Raw genomic sequence first — 18818 nt, 5'->3', positions numbered from 1 at the left:
GGATTGTCTTTTTTCATAATATAGGAAAGTATAAAATCCGCGGTATCAACGCATTTGTAAGCAGAGTAGCCATTTTGAAATAGTTTGTACAGGAAACCATCGCTGCAGCTGTCCACTTCCCTTTCCACGGGATTTTCGCCTAAGCTAACTTTGGTAAGCAAAGAGCGCATACCAAAGTGGATCTTAGTCGAAAATCATCCCGTAGGAGTGGAAGTGGACGGCCTCCGCTATGAACTTGTTCTACAACGTTTGTGACTGCTAACTGCTCGAACTTTCTTAACCTGTTTAATAAAATTGGCATGTCAGCGAGTACATTCATTGTAGAGCATGAATTAGCGTAGGCGTCCACTTCGACTCCGGGATCAGCGTGATCTGAAGATCCACTTTTGTAAAGCGATCTTCTTTACAAAAGTTAGCTGAAGACACGCCCCACGGAAAGCGAAGTGGGCAAGCCGCAGCGGTTGTTACGCCTATTATTCATGTCAAAATAACTACTTTGGACAGGACCGGGTGGGCTTTCCCGGTTTTTCATATTAGAACAAACAAAAGTAACATAGTCTAAACAATTTATAGATTTTGCCTTCTGATAAGAATTGAATAGTTATTGTGGAAATGGCTAATTGTTTATTTTATGGGATTCACGATATGATTTTATTGAAGAAAAGAAAGGGGGGAGTGCATGGATGGACAAATAAAAAATGAACAAGTAATAACACAGAGAGCTGGTTTTTGGTATCGCTTACTTCAAAATGGTCTTATCAAAAATGTGCGAAGACATTGGATGTTATACTTGATGATTTTGCCGGGGATTATTTATTACATTGTCTTTAAGTATATCCCGCTTTTGGGGAGTGTAATAGCCTTTCAAGATTTTCAAATTTTTAAAGGCATATTTGCAAGTCCTTGGGTTGGTCTGGAGAACTTCAAGACTTTGCTACACTATCAAGATTTTCATGAAGTATTAAGAAATACAGCATTAATAGCTTTGTATCAATTGATATTTCAGTTTCCGGCACCGATTATTTTAGCATTATTATTTAATGAAATAAGATTATTAATTGTTAAGAAGACAGTGCAAAGTTTATTCTACCTACCACACTTCTTATCATGGGTTGTAGTCGGTGGGATTGTCTTTGAGTTATTAGCAAATCAGGGGATAGTTAATGCGATTAGAGAAATGTTAGGATTCGAACCAATTCTGTTCATGCAAGAAGAAGCATATTTTAGAACGATTGTTGTTATTTCAGGGATTTGGAAGGAAGTTGGTTGGGGGACCATTATTTACTTGGCTGCAATAACTGCGATTAATCCAAGCCTTTATGAAGCAGCGGTGATCGATGGTGCCAGTCGATTTAAACAAACTATTTACATTACACTCCCTTTACTGTTACCTACTATTTCTGTACTGTTTTTATTAAATATCGGTAACTTCTTGGAGTTAGGTTTTGACCAAATCTTTAACTTGTTAACGCCAATGACTTATTCTGTGGGGGATATTATTGAAACTTATGTATATCGAGCAGGGGTTCTCCAAGGGCAATATAGCTTAACAACAGCAATTGGTCTGTTTCAGTCTGTCATAGGTTTCGCTCTGTTGTGGATATTCAATAGGCTTGCAAGAAAATCAGAACAGGGGTTGTGGTAAATGAAACAATCTGTTGGAGAAAGATTATTTCAAATATTTAATTATACTTTATTAATCGTATTAGCGTCGACGATGATTGCTCCATTGTTGCAATTACTAGCAGTTTCATTTAGTTCGCCGATTGCTGCCGATTCAAAACAAGTTTTCTTAATACCTGTTGATTTTACATTGGCGACATGGGAACATATTCTCCAAAATGAAGTGCTATGGAGAGCCTTTGGTGTAACAGTATTTATTACGATAGTCGGGACTTTTCTTAGTATGCTGTTTACAGTTTTGACAGCGTTTCCATTATCGCGGAAAGACTTTCTTCTACGTAAACCGATTATGTTAATGATGGTCATTACGATGATTTTCAATGCACCGATGATTCCTTTCTTTTTAACCGTAAGAGAGGTAGGGCTGATGGATTCGATCTGGGCTTTAATTATTCCAGGATTAATAAGCACATTTAATATGGTTATTGTGCGAACGTTCTTTTTGGGGATTCCATCAGATCTTGACGATGCGGCCAGAATTGACGGCTGTAATGAATTTCGTTTATTGTTTCAGATTTATTTGCAGTTATCAAAACCCGTGATAGCTACCATTAGTCTTTTCTATGCTGTAGGTTATTGGAACACCTTTAAGACAGCAGTGCTATTTTTACGGGATCCGACTCTTTGGCCTTTACAAATGCGTTTACGGGCATTTTTTACATCGGAAGAAGAGCTTGCAGCAGTAGATTTAATAATGGGTGATTTTGACTTCAACACGACCACCTTAAAAGCTGCAACCATTATTTTTGCTACGGTTCCAATTGTATTAGTTTATCCATATTTACAAAAGTACTTTGTGAAAGGAGCAGTACTAGGTTCTTTAAAAGAATAATTAATTAAAAATGGGGAGGTAAGACATGATGAGAAAACGTTTTTATTGCTTTTTATTATTTTCTGTAGGGTTGTTGATTATGGTGTTGGTAACAGCATGTTCCAATAGTGAAGATACAGCTAGCCAAGATGAAGAAAATGATGAATTAGAAACAGAAGAAAGTGAGGAAACGACAACTGTTAGCGTGTTTAAAAGTCATTTGGGCAAAGGTACGATCCCTGACAGCGATGATCCACATGTGCAATATATTAAAGAAAACACAGGTGTGGAGTATGAGTTACAGTCAACACCACCAGGTTCAGAACCAGCTGAGTACATTAATCTTATGATTGCTTCAGAGGATTTTCCCGATATTTTGAGACCGATTGGAGGGGTGGAGCAAACCCTGATCGACCAAGGAGGCGCTTTACCATTAGATGACTTGCTACCGGAATACGCACCAAATGTATGGGAAAGAATCCCTGAGGAAGCATGGAATATTGTTAGATCTGCATCTCCAGATGGAAAAATATACTATGTTCCTAAAGTGTATTTAGTTCCAGAACGTGCAGCTCTACTGAGACAGGATTGGCTAGATAAAGTTGGTATGGATATGCCTGAAACACTAGACGAGTATAAAGAGATGTTAATAGCCTTCCGTGATCAGGATCCAAATGGAAATGGCGAGCAGGATGAGCTGCCTACGACTGGTAGGGAGTTTGGTAGATGGATGGATCATTTATTTGCTATGTTTGGTGTAGCAATGTGGGAAGGTTACCCGGAATGGGATATTTATGATGGTGAAATTAATTATGCGGGTACTTCAGAGAATATGAAAGCAGCTATTGCATTCATTAGAGAGCTTTATGAAGAAGAATTATTAGATAATGAGACGTTTTTAAACAAGGGAGATGTTTGGACAGCTAAAATTAATAATAATTTAGTCGGTAGCTGGTATCACCTCCCAGCCAATTTACATGAGCGATACTTGGCAATGAAAGAAGGGGCACCAGATGCCTATGTCGTAGGAATGCCTCTTCCGGCAGTAGATGGTTTTGAAGGGTATATTACACAAAAAAGCATGGGTGAACCAGAGTGGATGATCCCTGTAGCGTCAGAAGATAACGCTGCTAATGCATTGAAATTATTGGATTTTTTCTATGATCCTGAAAATGCAGATTTCGTTCAATATGGTATCGAGGGAGTCCAACATGAAGTAGTAGATGGAGAAAAGGAATTATTGCCTTCATCAGATGATAAGCCGATTGCCTTGGGAATGCTTAATCTAACAACAGAAGAATCAATGGACATTAGAATTGATAACTCATTCCCTGAAGATGAGCAGCAAATGGTAAGGGATATTTTTGAAGTAAGTAAAGCAGATGCAAGGAGAATTGCGGGGGATGGATTACCGAGTACGGTTTATGATGGCTATCCAGATATTCAGTCCCATAAGTTATTCCAAGAATATTTAACCAAAATTGTAATAGGCGAATGGTCAATCGACAAATTTGATGAATTTGTCGAAAAATGGAATCAATCCGGAGGTGAGGAAGTAACACAGCGCGTCCAGGAATGGTACGAAACGGCTAAATAAAATGAGCTACTCCTCCTCTTCTAGCTGAGGGGGAGTAGAGTTATTTTCATGATAGAAGTTTCATATAATGAAGAGAAAAAGCTCAGACGTAGAAAGCGGGTGGGTTCATGTCAAAGTTTCTCCCTGTTAAGATACAGAGGATACTTCGAAGAAATCTTTCTAATACTCAAGTAAGGTTACTACTAATCTTAATGGTACCTATTATTTTTATTATACTAACAGTAGGATTTTCTTCTTATCATACTTCCAAAGAAATATTACAACAGGAATTAAATGAACCACAGCACCAAATGCTAAAAATAAACATGAATTATATTGATGAATATTTAATTGAATCTGATCAAATCGCTGTTAAATTAGCATTAGATAATAATGTATATCGTTTTTTGATGGACCAATCACAAAATTCCTATGAAAATATTAAGGAGGTTTATGATAAGCTAGCTACCATTACCAAAAACTCTTCTTTTATTCAAAGTATTTATATTTATAATGTGAACAGTGATAGCTTTGTTGCCATCCCGCAAGGCTTCAGCTCTAGCAGTGCGACTTTTAATGATGCAGAGTGGACTAATGTGATTGATGAATTTAATGCTGATACATCAAGAATTGTTAAATATCGAAATTTGCCAGAAGGCGCGAAGTATAAAGGGTCCAACATTTCCCTATTTCGTAAGATAAATTTGCAGGGAGAAACAATGGGGATTGTTGCGATTAACCTTAATCAGTCGGAATTATTTTCAAGATTAAGGTCATCTAATGAGCCACCATCTAACAGCATGCAATATATTTTAGATCAAAATAATAAGATTCTACATACAACGAAAAATCATACGTTTGATATAGAAACTGTATCGTATGTTAATGAAGAAATAAGCAAAGGAAATTTAAATGACATTACGTATAATGATAAGATACTACTTGCTAATCAAATGGAATCGGAATTCACCGGATGGAAATATGTGTCGGTTGTCTCGCAGGAGAGTATACTGGCTAAGTCAAAAACAGTCCGTGATGTGGTATTTATCGTATCTTTAATTGCACTTGTCATTGGCGGAATCGCTATATTCTTTATCAATTCTGTTGAATTAAAACCTATAAGACGAATGAAAGAATTGTTTTCAGTTGATGATGACCCGCTCTATAGACGAGACTTACTACATTTAGAAGATATCATAGATGACTTGGTCAGTGATCATGCGCAATTATACCAATTGATTAAAAAAGTAAAGTACGAAGCGAAATCAAAATTTTTATATGACATATATATTGGCAGATTAACGAACAGAACCGAGCAGAAAGATAAGTGGCAAGCTTATTTTAAAGAATGGCAAGAAGATAATATTCAATTATTAGTCGTATCGATCGATAATTATCCTGCTTGGAAAGACAGTGTAGCTGGTAATTATCGTTCCGTGGTCAAGTCAGGGATGGCAAATATTCTTACGGAAGTATTATCGACTCATTTTGCGGTAGAGGCAGTGGATATTGGCAATGATAAGATGATTATCATTATCCAGCATTTAGAGGGAAAAGTCGATGTTTTAAATCATTTAAAGATAGCGCTTACACATATAAAAAACATCTTAGGATTTTCTGTTTCTGTAGGGCTGAATCGGTCAGGTGTTCCATTTCAAGAGCTAAAAAGTGCCATGAATGAAGCGGAGGAGGCACTGCAATACCGTTTGTTTGATGGGTATGGAAACATCTATACAAAAGTGGATCAAAGTCAAGAAGATAAAGAAACAAATATAGAAAAAATTGACAGTCTAGTGAAATCCATTACACTCGAAAACCCAATGCAATCGATTGATGATGTGACTACATTATCTCAGTTATTTCATAAAAGTAATATTAGTCCAGAGCTAGCCTTTTATTTTATTGAACAAGTAAGAAAAGTTATTTTTACCGAAAACAAAGATATTACACATGCTACTTTTCGTACTGCAGAGGAAATTCGTACCATGAATCTGGCGGATGTTGCTAACTTATTTAAGGAACGAATATCAGAGAGAATTGAAAATATTCAAAAACTAAATGATTCGAAAAGATATGTGATGTGTCGAAAAATGATTCAATATATGAATGTACATTTAGGCGAACCAATTGGTATTCCAGAAATTGCTGAATCAGTTGGTGTCAGTGTAAGTCTTGCTAGTCAATGGTTTAAAGAGGAAATGGATGATACGATTTATGGCTACTTTACTAAACTAAGAATGGAGCGTGCGCAGGAGTTATTAATTAAAACAGATAAGAAAATAGCGGATATTGCGTTAGAGGTAGGTTATCAGCATGAAAATAGTTTCATCAGAAAGTTCCGTGAATACAAGGAGATGACTCCAGGTAAGTATAGAAAGTTAAATGCAGAATGACTAGCCTAATAAACGGAGGTAACAAATATGAATAGAAAAAATGTTGTTCAAAAACATAATCCAAAAATACATCAAATTGAATCTTTATCACCATTATCGATCGGAAATAGCGAGTTTGGTTTTAGCGTCGATTTTACGGGTTTGCAAACTTTCCCCCATTTATATGAAACACCTTTAGGAACCCAGTCAAACTGGGGATGGCATTATAGTAGAGGGAAAGATTTATATAATGATAGAGATATCGAATACCAACTGTTTAACCATTACGATCGAGAAGTTCCTTATCCAATGAAGCCAGGCAATCAAGAAGAGGCTTATCATTGGTTAAGGCAAAACCCTCATCGAGTTCAATTAGGGCAAATTTCATTTCGATTTCTTGATGGAAATCAAAACGAAGTAGGCATAGACGCTATTACGGATATTAACCAAGAATTAGATCTTTGGTCAGGAATTATAACTAGTCGATATCTCGTCAATGATCAAGAGGTGTTGGTCAAGACGGTTTGCGATCCTAAGACTGATTCAATCGGTGTTCATATCACATCATCTTTAATCACAGCTGGAAAACTACAAATCATGCAGTCATTTCCATCGCCAAATATAAGTGATAATAGTTGGGCAAAAGCAACTAACTTGAGTTGGGATCACCCTGACAGGCATCAAACTATGGAAGTGGACAATAACGATCAGGTCGTTTATTTGAAACGAGTAATGGATGAGGACAGTTATTATGTGCGATGGAAGACAAGTGGTGCGAGTTTTTCCCAACTACGTACACATCAATTTCAACTAGTTCCACCAAGTAATCAAGAGCAGTATAGCTTTGTTGTAACATTTTACCCGGATGAAGAGATCGAAGTGAATGAAGCAACAGAAATGATGAAGGCTTCTGAACAATATTGGGAAGATTTTTGGGAACAGGGGGCATTTGTTAGTTTCGAGGGAAGCACTGATGCCAGAGCAGATGAATTAGAGCGCAGAGTTATTTTATCTCAGTATTTAACTGCTATTCACAGTAGTGGAGCGATTCCTCCACAAGAAACGGGTCTGATGTATAATAGTTGGTTTGGTAAAGCCCATTTAGAAATGCATTGGTGGCACAGTGCACACTTTCCGTTATGGGGAAGAGCTGATAAATTAACTAGAAGTCTGCAATGGTATGAAACTATTTTACCTATTGCTCAAAAAATAGCCCGTCAACAAGGGTATCAAGGTGCAAGATGGCCCAAAATGGTAGGGATAGATGGTAAGCAAAGTCCCTCACCGGTAGCACCTGGACTGATTTGGCAACAGCCACACCCGATCATGTTAGCCGAATTAATCTACCGTGATGATAACGCTATAGAAGTACTAAATCAATATAAAGAGATAGTTTATGCTTCCGCGGATTTCATGGCTGACTTTGCCAGTTGGAATGATAAAGAAGGATTGTATGTTTTAGGGCCACCTTTAATTCCGGCACAAGAATGTCACCGAATGGAGGAATCTAAAAACCCTCCTTATGAACTTGAATATTGGAAATATGGTCTGGAAACGGCAATGAAATGGGCGAAAAGATTAGGGCATACCCCAAATGAGAAATGGCAACATGTTGTAGATCATTTAAAACAACCTCGAGACAAAGATGGCGTATATCTTGCACATGAAAATTGTGATAATACCTTTATGGAGAAAAATCATGATCATCCTTCGATGGTGGCAGCGCTTGGTATTTTACCAGGAACACTGATAGACAACGATATAATGAAAAATACTTTATTAAAGGTGAAAGATGAGTGGCAATGGGATACTGCCTGGGGATGGGATTTTCCAATGTGTGCCATGACAGCTGCGCGGTTAGGTGAAGCAGAACTTGCTATCGACTTTTTATTAATGGATGCCGTGAAAAATACCCATTTACCTAATGGACATAATTATCAACGACCAGGGCTGTCAGCATACTTGCCTGGTAATGGAGGCTTGTTAACTGCTATCGCTATGATGATAGCCGGTTGGGACGATCATAATGGTGAAAGATATCCAGGATTTCCTAAAAACGGCAAGTGGACTGTTCAAGCAGAAGGTTTACAAACCTATATTTAAGTATTGGTCAAAGGAGGGCAATAAATTGTTTGATAATGTGCCTGATCGAAACAAGCTTGTCTTACAATATCCGGCTTCATGGTGGAGAAACATGTGGCGTGAGGCTTTGCCAGCCGGGAACGGTGAACTAGGAGCAGCAGTATACGGGGCGATCAAGAAAGAGACCATCTTAATTAATCACTCTCAATTATGGCATATGGGTGTGAAAGGAGAATTGCCTGACGTTAGTCACACTTTAACAGAGACACGAGCTTTGATGAAGGATGGAGAATATCAGGAAGCGAATTGGCACTTAACAAATGAAGTGAAAAAACAAGGTTATTATTCAAAGTTAGCATGTCCGTTGCCACTAGTAGATTTGCAACTGGAGATGCCGTGTGACCAAGGATTTAGCCATTATAGGAGAGGCATTAACATGGAAACTGGTGAAGTCCGGGTTACATGGTCTGAACATGATACAACATATACGAGGGATTTGTTTGTTTCCCGTTCTGATAATTTGATCGTTTATCGAGTTAGCTCCAATAAAGCTAATGCTATTGATGCCATATTAAACTTTGACTTACATCCAACTAATTCACCAAATATGAAGAAAAGATACCAAGAACTAGCTGATACAGTGGAATGGAGTACGGAGGACAATTATCTATTCTATAAAGCTACGAATGAGGATGATACAGAGTTTGGGGCAGTTGCTAGAGTAATTGCAGAGGACGGGGAAGTGATCACAGATCAAGAGAAATTACGCTGTATAAATGTTACTAGTTTATTAATCTTTGTAAAAGTGTTTGTTCAAGCAAGTAGTTCATTGCAATGGCCAGTATTAAAAGAAGAGCTCGCTAATGTGACAGCAACATATCAGCAATTATTAGACAATCATGTGCAAGTTTATCAGCCACTATATTTTTCCTCCAAGTTACAACTAACAGATGACCAAGAGGAATGGTCAAATGAAGTGTTACTTTTAGACGCTTATAGTAGTGGGGAAGCTAAAGTGAGGCTCTATGAAAAATTATGGTCATTTGGTCGGTATTTATTTATTTCAGGTACTAAAATAGGTGGTCAACCATTTTCGATGTATGGGTTGTGGCATGGTGATTACCATTTAATGTGGAGTCATCGGATGGCTAATGAGAACATTCAAATGATGTACTGGCATACTTCAGTAGGTGGTTTATCAGAATTCAGTCTTACGTTAATGGAGTATTATCAGTCTTTGATGGCTGATTTTCGTGATAATGCAAGAAAGTTATTTGGTTGTCGAGGGATCTATATACCTGCAGGGACAACACCAGGTATTGGGAAACCAAATCAATTAGTACCGGTTATTATGAATTGGACCGCTGCAGCCGGATGGTTAGCCCAGCATTTTTATCAATATTATCAATTTACAGGAGATCAGGAATATTTGAAGCAACATGCATTACCTTTTATGAAAGAAGTGGCGGATTTTTATCAAGATTTTTTAGAAGTTGGTCAGGATGGTTATTATCAGTATTATCCTTCTGTATCACCAGAGAATACACCTGTAAATTTCATGCCTAAAATTAGTGAGTCAGTTGCCCATCCAATGCCAACAGCGATAAATGCTACGATGGATTTTGCTGTGATGAAGGAATTACTTACTAATTTAATAGAAGGTAGTTCAATCGTTTCGATCTATCAACAGGAACGATCTATTTGGGGGAAAATGCTTGAACTAATTCCGCCCTATCGAGTGAATAAGGATGGAGCCATTAGGGAATGGCTGAGCGCTCCATTTGAAGATAATAATGAACATCGGCATCTCTCCCATATTTATCCGATTTTCCCTGGGCAAGAATTAGTCAAAGAGAAGGAAGAACCGCTATTTGAGGCATTTCGAAAAGCGGTACAACAAAGAAAGTTAGGAGCACAAACAAGCTGGTCTTTTGCTCATATGGCAAGTATTTATGCAAGATTACAAGATGCAACTAAAGCAAGTACTTGTCTCGAAAACCTTACTAGATCTTGTTTATTAAATAACTTTTATACAGTCCATAATGATTGGCGTAATATGGGGCTGACGATGGAAATTGACTATGCACCAGTGCAAATGGATGCTAATTTAGGTATTGTAAACGCTATTCAGGAAATGTTGATTTATGTGTCACCAACAATAGTGAAGCTTTTGCCAGCTTTACCTGATGATTGGAAATCAGGTAAAGTTGATACATTTCACTTCTGTACGGGTACGATAAGCTTTCGTTGGGATTTATTAAAAGGTACTTTTTCTACCGTCTTAAAAGCAGAGCGTGAAACAACTATCACATTAGGGTTACCTTCTTACCTAAAATATGAATGGGAAGGAAACGGAAAAGTCTCGCTATCTGAGTTAGGAGAATCATATTATCAGATACAATTGTCGGCACAACAAAGTTTGCGTTTCTTTTCTAAATAGAAAGGTGATGAACATGCAAAATTCAGGGATAATGGGTAGATTTTATGTGATTGCTGATTGGATCTATAAATTTTCGTTTGCTAATATTATTTGGACGGTTTGTAATATACCGATTTTTTTTATTGTGTTGAATTTGTTAATGGCAGATGAGATAGGGGTGATAGTAGTATTATTTGGGCTACTAATAATGTTATCACCTTTCGTGTTCTACCCAACTACTATTGCATTATTTTCGATTGTACATCAATTTATTAAAAAGGAAGATGTCAAGCTCCTTACTGATTTCTGGCAATATACCTGGCTGAATTATAAGAAAGGTATGAAAATAGGCGTGATATCTACGATTTTTTGGGCTGTTCTATTAATTGACTTTTTCTACGTAATGGGGACAGGAAACATCACCTTCACTTATGTATTTATTGTCCTTGGTTTTTTCGCGCTTATTTATAATTTACATCTACTTTCAGCGGCGGTAACGATCGATAGCAGAGTGCGTCAGTTATTAAAACAAGTAGGAATTATCATGTTTGGACATCCACTATTGTCGATGTCACTAGGGATGCTTAGTTTAACCTTTGTGTATGTCATGACACAATGGCTACCCTTTCTCATTCCATTCTTTTCTGGTTCTATATTAGTATTTTTAGCATTGCTTGTTTTTATAAAAATTCATACAAGTTCGATTAAACTAGAAAAGCACTGACCATAAGATCAGTGCTTCTTTGATAATTGTTGCTTTTCTTTCAATAATTGTTGGAATTCTTTTTCAAGTGCTTCTGATGGTTCGATACTTAACCTGCTTAAAACATCTGTTATTTTTGTCTCAATGATCAGCAATTGTTCATCATGGTCATCTTTAGCAGTCGTCTGTTCCCGATTTTTAAATTGCTGGTAGTTTCCATCGAAGTAGGTAACCTGTTTTGCTTCGATAGTGACCAATTTTGTTGCTATTTTTTCAACGAACCGTCGATCATGAGAAACGAAAATGACGGAACCCTCGTATTCTGTAAGCAACTTTTCCAATGCCTCCATTGCTTCTAGATCGAGAAAGTTGGTAGGTTCGTCTAAGACCAATGTATTGCTATTGCTAAGGAACAACTTTGCAAGTATTACTTTAACGCGTTCGCCGCCACTTAAAACACCAACTTTCTTATGAACCTGATCGCGATAAAAATGGAGTCTAGCGAGTACTGTTCGGATTAATGTTTCATTATGAATCGAACTTTCTTGTACATTTTCCAAAATTGAAAGTTCTGGATCTAAAATCGATAAGTCTTGTTTAAAATAAGCTATTTTACAGGCGGAAGAAAGGTGAACACCTTCTTCATCGTGAAGAATTTTCCTAATTAAAGTTGTTTTACCACTTCCGTTTGCTCCAATAATAGCGAGTTTATCTCCACCTTTTATAAGGAAATTGGCTTGTTTCCATAGCAGTTGATTGCCTACTTTACCATTTAGATTCTCCACCCGAATAAGTACCTTGCCAGACAATTTTTCTTGATTTGGTAAATCCATTTTAATCGGTGTTTCTTCGAAAGGTTTTTCTACTTTTTCAAGCTTTTCCAGTCGGGTTTCAATCGATTTGGCTGTTTGTTGGAGTTTCTTTTGTTTTTTAGCAAAATAGGGTTTTGCCCCTGTTATTTTTGCTTCAGACGCACTTGTGTTTTTCGGTTTCTTGGTAGCTCTTTCCGCTTTTTCTGATTTTAGTGCTAAAGCTCTTTCTAGTTGTTGCTTCTTGGCTTGATATTTTTCATATTCCTGTTGATGCTGAAGTAGGACCTGTTCTTTTTGGTCTTTGAATTGTTGGTAATTACCTTGATATTCATATAACTTCCCCTGATCGATTTCCCATATTTTCGTACAAGTCGCGTCTAAAAATGCGCGGTCGTGTGAGACGATAACATAAGCACCTTGCCAATGTTTTAGCTTATTTTCTACCCATTCGATATGGTTCGTGTCTAAGTGGGTAGTCGGTTCATCGGCTAATAGGATACTACTTTGATTGGAAAAAGCTCTTTGAATATAGTTTTGGGTAATTTCGCCACCACTTTTATAACCATCAGCTTCTTTTAACTGAGGCAGAAGATCAACTGTTCCATAGTGTGTTACAGTTCCATGCTCAGGTGTTAATTTTCCAGCTAGTGTGTGCAATAAGGTTGTTTTGCCAGTCCCATTTTTCCCAACGAGCCCAATTCGGTCGCCTTCAAATATTTCCAGTAAGTCAATCTCTAATAGCGTTCTTGCTTCTACAGAGAGCATAAGATTCTTAGTTTGTAGTAACATAACATTCGCTCCATTCCGGTTCGGAGACAACAAAAAGCCTCCTTATTCACATTCAGAATAGGAGGCAATACCGTATGAAAGGCAAATATGCATAAGGATATGGATGGAAGTATCCTTATATCTGAGCCGGTCAATGAGTATCAATCCTATCCTGAATATTCTGCATAAAGACATACGTATCCCATGTGTGGAATGACGTTCTTTATGAAAATATTATGAGAGAATAGGATTATAACTTCATTGGCCCAAGGCTCACCCTTTCGCATTTAGTTAACCAAAGTTTACAAAAATAGGGGGGAGAAGTCAATAGATAAAAGTTCCGATGAAACCTTTTAATAATTAAAAGCGACTAATAGTAAAAGAAAGGAGAATTAGCAGATGCCACGATTTATTGTCTTTTCGTTTTTACTGATCATTACTGGTTGCGGCTTGAATGATAACGATTCCGTAAATAACTTGAGACACCCTCCATCTATGTATGCAATTATTGAAAAGCAAGAATATTCATTGGAAACTGGTCCCTTTAGCTGGAAAATGAAGAACGGTGGAACAACGAAAGCGATTCAAACTGATGCTCCTTCTCCAAATCAGATAGCTAAAAAGCTCGATCCAATAAAAGTTGAAGATAACAGTGACATAGAATTCACGGCTGATTACAATCCTGAGATTGTTGTTTATTTATGGGATGAAGAAAAAAGAATGGAAGAAATACCGTCAATGAATAATCAGATACAGGCTCCTAATAAAGGGAAAGTAATTTACGAAGTGATTGGGGAATGGTCTAATGGAGAGGCGCATTATACGTTTATGGTGGAAGTGAAATAAAATAAGACCTGACAGATGCAGGCCTTTATTATTCGAATTGCACCTTAAACCGACAATGATTATTCCCCTCAGTTTTACATTGCACTCTCTCTACATTTTCTGTCCCTAACACTTTCTTAAACATGCTTGTTTCACATCGACAGGCGATATGAAATTCCTTTGCCACCGCAAATATAGGACAATTATATTCAACAATCTCAAACTGATCATCCTCATATTGAGATAATTCCGCCATATAGCCTTTCTCGTTTTGGATATGGACGATATCTCGCATCTTTTCTAGGTTTGAGGATTTATCGACAAGGTCGATATATTGCTGTGTCAGTCGCTCTTCGCGATTTTCAAAAAGCTGTTCAATGGAGTCTTTTCCGTGTATTGCTTGAATATCTTTTAAGAACTCAACACTGATCGATTCATAATTATTAGGAAATAGACGTTTCCCCTTTGTCGTTAAAAAGAATTTTTGGATTGGACGGCCAATATCCTTTTTCTCATGGTGACTGGAAACAAGACCATCTTTCTCTAATGTAGTTAAATGTTTGCGTATTGCCATATGCGTGATATCTAAAAGGTCGATAAGTTCATTGACAGATAAGGAAACTTCTTTCTTTAATAATTCTAATATTCTATCTTTTGTCGTTTTTGTTAGTTGTGTCATGGGATTCCTCCTATGTTGGCTTCCCTATTCTTATTATTTTCATTATACAATATACTTGTCCAAACTGAAATAAATGGAAAATGTGAAGTAAACTGGTTGAATTATTGATAAAAGTATTATAACATATAATTATACTTTTTATACTAAAAGGTATAATAAATATTATTGGAGGTTTTACATATGGCAAACTTTACTTTACCTGAGTTAGGTTATGCGTTTGACGCTTTGGAACCACACATTGATCAAAAAACGATGGAAATTCACCACGGAAAACACCATCAAACATACGTTACAAAATTAAATGCAGCACTTGAAGGACAGGATGCTTTAGCTAATAAAAGTCTTGAAGAACTTTTATCTGATTTAGATAGCGTACCTGAAAATATTCGTACTGCAGTGAGAAACAATGGTGGTGGACATTTCAACCATACATTATTCTGGGAAGTAATCGCTCCGGGATCTAAAGCTGATAAACCAGAAGGAGAATTAGCGACAGCGATTGATGAAGCGTTTGGTAGCTTTGATCAATTTAAAGAGCAATTCTCTAATGCAGCGGCTACTAGATTCGGTTCTGGTTGGGCTTGGTTAGTTGTCAATGCAGATGGAAAGCTAGAAGTAACAAGCACGCCAAATCAAGATAATCCAATTTCTGAAGGTAAAACAGCTATCCTGGGCATCGATGTTTGGGAGCACGCATATTACTTAAACTATCAAAACAGACGTCCTGATTACATTGCTAATTTCTACAATGTTATTAATTGGGATGTTGTCGCAGAAAAATTCCAAGCGGCTGTGAAGTAAATAATAGTTCGTTTCGGATGAGTGGAAGGATGGAAGGCATCTTTCCACTTATTTTTATGGAGAGGAGATGGTTAGTTTGGCATTTGTCATAACAGCACCTTGTGAAACAGAAAAAGCCGGAGAATGTGCAACAGTATGCCCGGTAGATTGCATCGAAGAAGGAAAAGACCAATTTTATATAGACCCAGATATCTGCATTGATTGTGGTGCATGTGTAGCGGTATGTCCAGTTGATGCGATCGTGGAAGAATATGAATTGACTGAAGATCAAGAGCCGTATTTAGAAAAGGCAGAAGCATTTTTTGGGAATTAACTTAGACGAAAAAAGCCCTGGTAATGTATCACATTACCAGGGCTTTTCCTCTTTATTCAATACATTAATGATCCTTTATTCTTTTTCCCCCACAACAGTAAAGCGCTCTTCTATATGTTCAGGATTTTCAATCTCATCTAGTAGAGCGATGGCGTAATCTGCATAGCTGATATAGCTTTCTCCTGCTTTATTAGTGATGACATTTTCTTTTCCTTTTTGATAGGAGCCAGTTCGTTTCCCTTCTGGATCGAACATTGCTGCAGGACTTAAGTGTGTCCATTTGACATCTTCTGTTTGTTTTAATTCCTCTAATGCTTCACCCATGTTGGAAGCTAATGGATATACGAAATCAGGAAAGTCAGGTGTGTCGTATAAATGTGTTGTTTGTTCTTCATCAACATATAGACTACCTGCGCCACCAACAACGATAAGGCGTGTATCAGTTCCTTGGAAAGCATGGATTAATACACGATGAGCTTCGATATGTAGATGCTCTTCACCTTGTGGGGAATTATAAGCATTGACAACAACATCAAAGTCTTTAATATCCTCGGTCTTCATATCAAATATATCTTTTTTCACGATATCGACGTCTTTATTGTCCACTTTTTCCGGACTACGTACAATTGCAGTAACTTCGTGTCCTCTATGAAGTGCTTCCTGTGTAATCAGTTTACCAGATTTCCCAGTTGCCCCGATAATTCCAATTTTCATTGTCAATTCCTCCTTTGGATTAATTGTAACAATTATAGTTACATTTTGTGTTGAAGTCAATAAAAAAACATCTCCTTATTGTATAGAGAGATGTTGAATAATATCAGCTAATGTTTGCTTGTTTAATTCATTTTCCATAGCTTTTTGTGCACGGGTTAAAGAAATGTCCAGTGTGGCTTGAATATTTCTGCCAACGTCGCAATTCGGATTAGGGTGATCGTGCACTGCAAATAATTCTCCCTCTGACGTTACAGCTCGATATATATCTAGTAACGTAATTTCTGAAGGTTCTATTACGAGAGAATAGCCGGCTACACCAGGTCCACCTTTTAACAGGTTTGCTTTTTTTAATAAAGAACCAATACGCCGAATGACGACAGGGTTTGTGTTAACACTCCTTGCTATGAAATCTGATGTAACACCTTTATCATTTTGCGTTGCAACAAGTGTAAGGATATGTATTGCTACTGAAAAGCGAGTGTTTATCATTCTCGTTCACCACCATTGTTATTATTCTAGTTGTAAGTAGTTTGGTTGTCAATGTAGCATGACAGCAGACAAAAAGAGAGCAAAATTTTTCTGCTACTCTCTACTCATCCAATTCCAAAGTCTTGCTTCATCGATTTGTAACACAGCAATAGCATTAATTTCTTCCAAAGATAAAATTTCTTTTGACGGTCCTGTAATAACAACACCATAATGTTTGATTCCTTAAGGAGAAAGCGATAAATATCTTGAAAATATTTTTGATATATTTGATCAGTTGATCCCATTTGCTCCTCCTTTCTATTCTAACTATATCACGCAGCAATATGAAAAAAGTTACAAAAAAAATGATCAAAAAAAGAGATTTATAAATGGTTTAATCTTTTGAAGAAAATGTTATAATTTGTATGATTGATGGAAGAAGGTGTAAATAGGATGCTGAAAAAAATATTTAAAAAATCGGAACCTACACATGAGGAATTCCGTCTAGTATATGATATGTTTTATTCGAGAGTTTACCGTGATGTCTATTTTATTACAAAAGATAGCCATTTAGCTCAAGATGCTTTACAAGAAACGTTTGTGAAAGCTTATAAACATATGCACCGCTTGGAAGATAGAGAACGGATGGGTGCCTGGCTTTCCACTATTGCTACAAGAACTGCCATTGATGTATTAAGGAAACGAAAAGGAGCACGCGAAGTGCTAACAGAAGATATCACGATACAAGAAAGAAATATGAAAGAAAAAGGTTTGGACACCTCACATATTGTAGAGAATAATTTAGTAAAAGAAGAATTGTTGGAATCATTAAAGGAGATAAAAGCAGAATACCGAGAAATCATTTTGTTAAGATATATCCATGACTTATCCATTAAGGAAATTGCAGATTCATTACATATAAATGAATCTACTGTAAAAACAAGACTTCATCGTGCAAGAAATAAGATAAAAGAGAAAGTACAACGTGATCCAAAACGGCAATGGATTGGTGGTGAATAAAGATGAATGAAGAACAAAACTGGAAGGAATGGCTTAACGAGGATTACCAGCAAGTAGAAGAGGCACCGCATTCCAAGGATGAAAATTGGGAGACAATCATAAGTGAAATATCGCAAACTAATCAACATCAGAAGAAGATCCCGAAGAAAAGTTTGTTAGCGGTAGCAATGATTATAGTTATTGTGATGGGCTCTGCTTTTGTTCAAACTAATCAAATGCAAGCTTTTGATTGGTTTGTGAACATGTTTGTCACAACAGAAGGTGATAAGACACAAATTACCCAAACAACAAATGAAAAGGAACCATCAACGGATGCTCTTCCTGATTTTGATAACATTACAACAAATGCAGTTCCGGGAGAAAGCAAAGAGATGACATTCGAAGAGGCGCAAGACGAAACAGATTTTAATATTTTTGCTCCCTCTTATTTACCTGACGGTTATCAATTAGAATCAGTTACTGTGTTTTATGAAGAGGTATCAGCAGGAGAGGTTCAGCTTGAATATGTAAACAATCTGAACGATAACGATGTAATAATGCTATATCAAACGTATCAACCTGATGATTTCTCTGCTGCTAAAGTAGTTGATAATGAGGACACAGAAATTAAAACAATCGAACTAGATGGTGGAGAGGCACGTTTGATAGAATTTATGGATGGTCATATACAAATCATATGGAGCACGCCAAAAACGAACTGGCTCCTAGAAGGCTCGGAAAATAAAGAACAACTTATTAAAGTCGCCGAATCTATAGATTATTGAACTACCGA

Annotated in this window: 17 protein-coding genes; 12 read left to right on the top strand and 5 right to left on the bottom strand. The window is 37.0% G+C overall.

Annotated features, from left to right (window positions below):
* Positions 1 to 679 precede the first annotated feature (679 nt).
* The 7 genes from GHT08_RS15950 (at position 680) to GHT08_RS15920 (ending at position 11667) form a co-directional block, all read left to right on the top strand.
* Positions 680 to 1645, top strand: a complete 966-nt coding sequence (locus tag GHT08_RS15950) for an ABC transporter permease (RefSeq protein WP_193568315.1) — start codon at positions 680 to 682, stop codon at positions 1643 to 1645.
* Positions 1646 to 2515: a carbohydrate ABC transporter permease gene (locus GHT08_RS15945; RefSeq protein WP_163582463.1), complete on the top strand. Its 870-nt coding sequence runs from the start codon at positions 1646 to 1648 to the stop codon at positions 2513 to 2515.
* 28 nt (positions 2516 to 2543) lie between these two features.
* A complete protein-coding gene (locus GHT08_RS15940; RefSeq protein ID WP_163582470.1) occupies positions 2544 to 4091 on the top strand; it encodes an extracellular solute-binding protein in 1548 nt (515 codons plus the stop codon).
* 107 nt (positions 4092 to 4198) lie between these two features.
* Complete coding sequence (locus tag GHT08_RS15935) at positions 4199 to 6463, top strand: AraC family transcriptional regulator (RefSeq protein ID WP_163582462.1); 2265 nt, start codon at positions 4199 to 4201, stop codon at positions 6461 to 6463.
* Positions 6464 to 6490: 27 nt separating this feature from the next.
* On the top strand, positions 6491 to 8545 hold the full coding sequence (locus GHT08_RS15930; protein WP_163582461.1) for a glycoside hydrolase family 65: 2055 nt from the start codon (positions 6491 to 6493) through the stop codon (positions 8543 to 8545).
* Between the two features lie 25 nt (positions 8546 to 8570).
* Positions 8571 to 10964 (top strand): glycosyl hydrolase family 95 catalytic domain-containing protein, encoded by a 2394-nt coding sequence (locus tag GHT08_RS15925; protein WP_163582460.1) that lies wholly within the window; start codon positions 8571 to 8573, stop codon positions 10962 to 10964.
* 13 nt (positions 10965 to 10977) lie between these two features.
* Positions 10978 to 11667, top strand: coding sequence for a DUF624 domain-containing protein (locus tag GHT08_RS15920; RefSeq protein ID WP_163582459.1), 690 nt, complete (start codon positions 10978 to 10980; stop codon positions 11665 to 11667).
* Positions 11668 to 11675: 8 nt separating this feature from the next.
* Here GHT08_RS15920 and GHT08_RS15915 read toward each other — a convergent pair whose 3' ends face one another.
* Entirely contained in the window at positions 11676 to 13247 is a 1572-nt protein-coding gene (locus GHT08_RS15915) for a Vga family ABC-F type ribosomal protection protein (protein ID WP_163582458.1), read from the bottom strand.
* A gap of 378 nt (positions 13248 to 13625) precedes the next feature.
* Between GHT08_RS15915 and GHT08_RS15910 the strand changes: the two genes are divergently transcribed.
* A complete protein-coding gene (locus GHT08_RS15910; RefSeq protein ID WP_163582457.1) occupies positions 13626 to 14072 on the top strand; it encodes a hypothetical protein in 447 nt (148 codons plus the stop codon).
* A 28-nt stretch (positions 14073 to 14100) separates the two neighbouring features.
* Here the strand turns inward: GHT08_RS15910 and GHT08_RS15905 are convergent, their stop codons facing one another.
* Positions 14101 to 14730 (bottom strand): helix-turn-helix transcriptional regulator, encoded by a 630-nt coding sequence (locus GHT08_RS15905; RefSeq protein ID WP_163582456.1) that lies wholly within the window; start codon positions 14728 to 14730, stop codon positions 14101 to 14103.
* A gap of 180 nt (positions 14731 to 14910) precedes the next feature.
* Here GHT08_RS15905 and GHT08_RS15900 point away from each other — a divergent pair, with 180 nt between their 5' ends.
* Together GHT08_RS15900 and GHT08_RS15895 are read left to right on the top strand one after the other, a co-directional pair.
* The gene (locus tag GHT08_RS15900) at positions 14911 to 15531 is read left to right on the top strand and encodes a superoxide dismutase (protein ID WP_163582455.1); all 621 of its coding nucleotides are present in this window, start codon (positions 14911 to 14913) and stop codon (positions 15529 to 15531) included.
* Positions 15532 to 15607: 76 nt separating this feature from the next.
* The gene (locus tag GHT08_RS15895) at positions 15608 to 15844 is read left to right on the top strand and encodes an indolepyruvate ferredoxin oxidoreductase subunit alpha (protein WP_163582454.1); all 237 of its coding nucleotides are present in this window, start codon (positions 15608 to 15610) and stop codon (positions 15842 to 15844) included.
* A gap of 75 nt (positions 15845 to 15919) precedes the next feature.
* On the opposite strand, the gene GHT08_RS15890 is transcribed toward GHT08_RS15895, so the two are convergent.
* The 3 genes from GHT08_RS15890 to GHT08_RS22490 all read right to left on the bottom strand — a co-directional run bounded on the left by GHT08_RS15890 (position 15920) and on the right by GHT08_RS22490 (position 17224).
* On the bottom strand, positions 15920 to 16558 hold the full coding sequence (locus GHT08_RS15890) for an NAD(P)-dependent oxidoreductase (protein WP_163582453.1): 639 nt from the start codon (positions 16556 to 16558) through the stop codon (positions 15920 to 15922).
* A gap of 75 nt (positions 16559 to 16633) precedes the next feature.
* Positions 16634 to 17047: an Rrf2 family transcriptional regulator gene (locus tag GHT08_RS15885; protein WP_163582452.1), complete on the bottom strand. Its 414-nt coding sequence runs from the start codon at positions 17045 to 17047 to the stop codon at positions 16634 to 16636.
* A gap of 93 nt (positions 17048 to 17140) precedes the next feature.
* Positions 17141 to 17224 (bottom strand): hypothetical protein, encoded by an 84-nt coding sequence (locus GHT08_RS22490; protein WP_337747657.1) that lies wholly within the window; start codon positions 17222 to 17224, stop codon positions 17141 to 17143.
* A 255-nt stretch (positions 17225 to 17479) separates the two neighbouring features.
* Here GHT08_RS22490 and GHT08_RS15875 point away from each other — a divergent pair, with 255 nt between their 5' ends.
* Together GHT08_RS15875 and GHT08_RS15870 are read left to right on the top strand one after the other, a co-directional pair.
* A complete protein-coding gene (locus GHT08_RS15875) occupies positions 17480 to 18046 on the top strand; it encodes an RNA polymerase sigma factor (RefSeq protein ID WP_163582451.1) in 567 nt (188 codons plus the stop codon).
* Positions 18047 to 18048: 2 nt separating this feature from the next.
* The gene (locus GHT08_RS15870; protein WP_163582450.1) at positions 18049 to 18810 is read left to right on the top strand and encodes a DUF4367 domain-containing protein; all 762 of its coding nucleotides are present in this window, start codon (positions 18049 to 18051) and stop codon (positions 18808 to 18810) included.
* Positions 18811 to 18818 lie beyond the last annotated feature (8 nt).

This window comes from Gracilibacillus saliphilus, from assembly GCF_010994085.1.
GTDB classification, from domain to species: domain Bacteria; phylum Bacillota; class Bacilli; order Bacillales; family Amphibacillaceae; genus Gracilibacillus; species Gracilibacillus lacisalsi.
This window is presented reverse-complemented; position numbering and strand designations above follow the sequence as displayed.

What these genes read in the sequence shown, in the direction of transcription:
- GHT08_RS15875 (WP_163582451.1), top strand. Translation starts at nt 17,480, where the DNA reads ATGCTGAAAAAAATATTTAAAAAATCGGAACCTACACATGAGGAATTC.
- GHT08_RS15905 (WP_163582456.1), bottom strand. Translation starts at nt 14,730, where the DNA reads ATGACACAACTAACAAAAACGACAAAAGATAGAATATTAGAATTATTA.
- GHT08_RS15930 (WP_163582461.1), top strand. Translation starts at nt 6,491, where the DNA reads ATGAATAGAAAAAATGTTGTTCAAAAACATAATCCAAAAATACATCAA.
- GHT08_RS15885 (WP_163582452.1), bottom strand. Translation starts at nt 17,047, where the DNA reads ATGATAAACACTCGCTTTTCAGTAGCAATACATATCCTTACACTTGTT.
- GHT08_RS15890 (WP_163582453.1), bottom strand. Translation starts at nt 16,558, where the DNA reads ATGAAAATTGGAATTATCGGGGCAACTGGGAAATCTGGTAAACTGATT.
- GHT08_RS15935 (WP_163582462.1), top strand. Translation starts at nt 4,199, where the DNA reads ATGTCAAAGTTTCTCCCTGTTAAGATACAGAGGATACTTCGAAGAAAT.
- GHT08_RS15900 (WP_163582455.1), top strand. Translation starts at nt 14,911, where the DNA reads ATGGCAAACTTTACTTTACCTGAGTTAGGTTATGCGTTTGACGCTTTG.
- GHT08_RS15940 (WP_163582470.1), top strand. Translation starts at nt 2,544, where the DNA reads ATGAGAAAACGTTTTTATTGCTTTTTATTATTTTCTGTAGGGTTGTTG.
- GHT08_RS15870 (WP_163582450.1), top strand. Translation starts at nt 18,049, where the DNA reads ATGAATGAAGAACAAAACTGGAAGGAATGGCTTAACGAGGATTACCAG.
- GHT08_RS15945 (WP_163582463.1), top strand. Translation starts at nt 1,646, where the DNA reads ATGAAACAATCTGTTGGAGAAAGATTATTTCAAATATTTAATTATACT.
- GHT08_RS15920 (WP_163582459.1), top strand. Translation starts at nt 10,978, where the DNA reads ATGCAAAATTCAGGGATAATGGGTAGATTTTATGTGATTGCTGATTGG.
- GHT08_RS15915 (WP_163582458.1), bottom strand. Translation starts at nt 13,247, where the DNA reads ATGTTACTACAAACTAAGAATCTTATGCTCTCTGTAGAAGCAAGAACG.
- GHT08_RS15910 (WP_163582457.1), top strand. Translation starts at nt 13,626, where the DNA reads ATGCCACGATTTATTGTCTTTTCGTTTTTACTGATCATTACTGGTTGC.
- GHT08_RS15950 (WP_193568315.1), top strand. Translation starts at nt 680, where the DNA reads ATGGATGGACAAATAAAAAATGAACAAGTAATAACACAGAGAGCTGGT.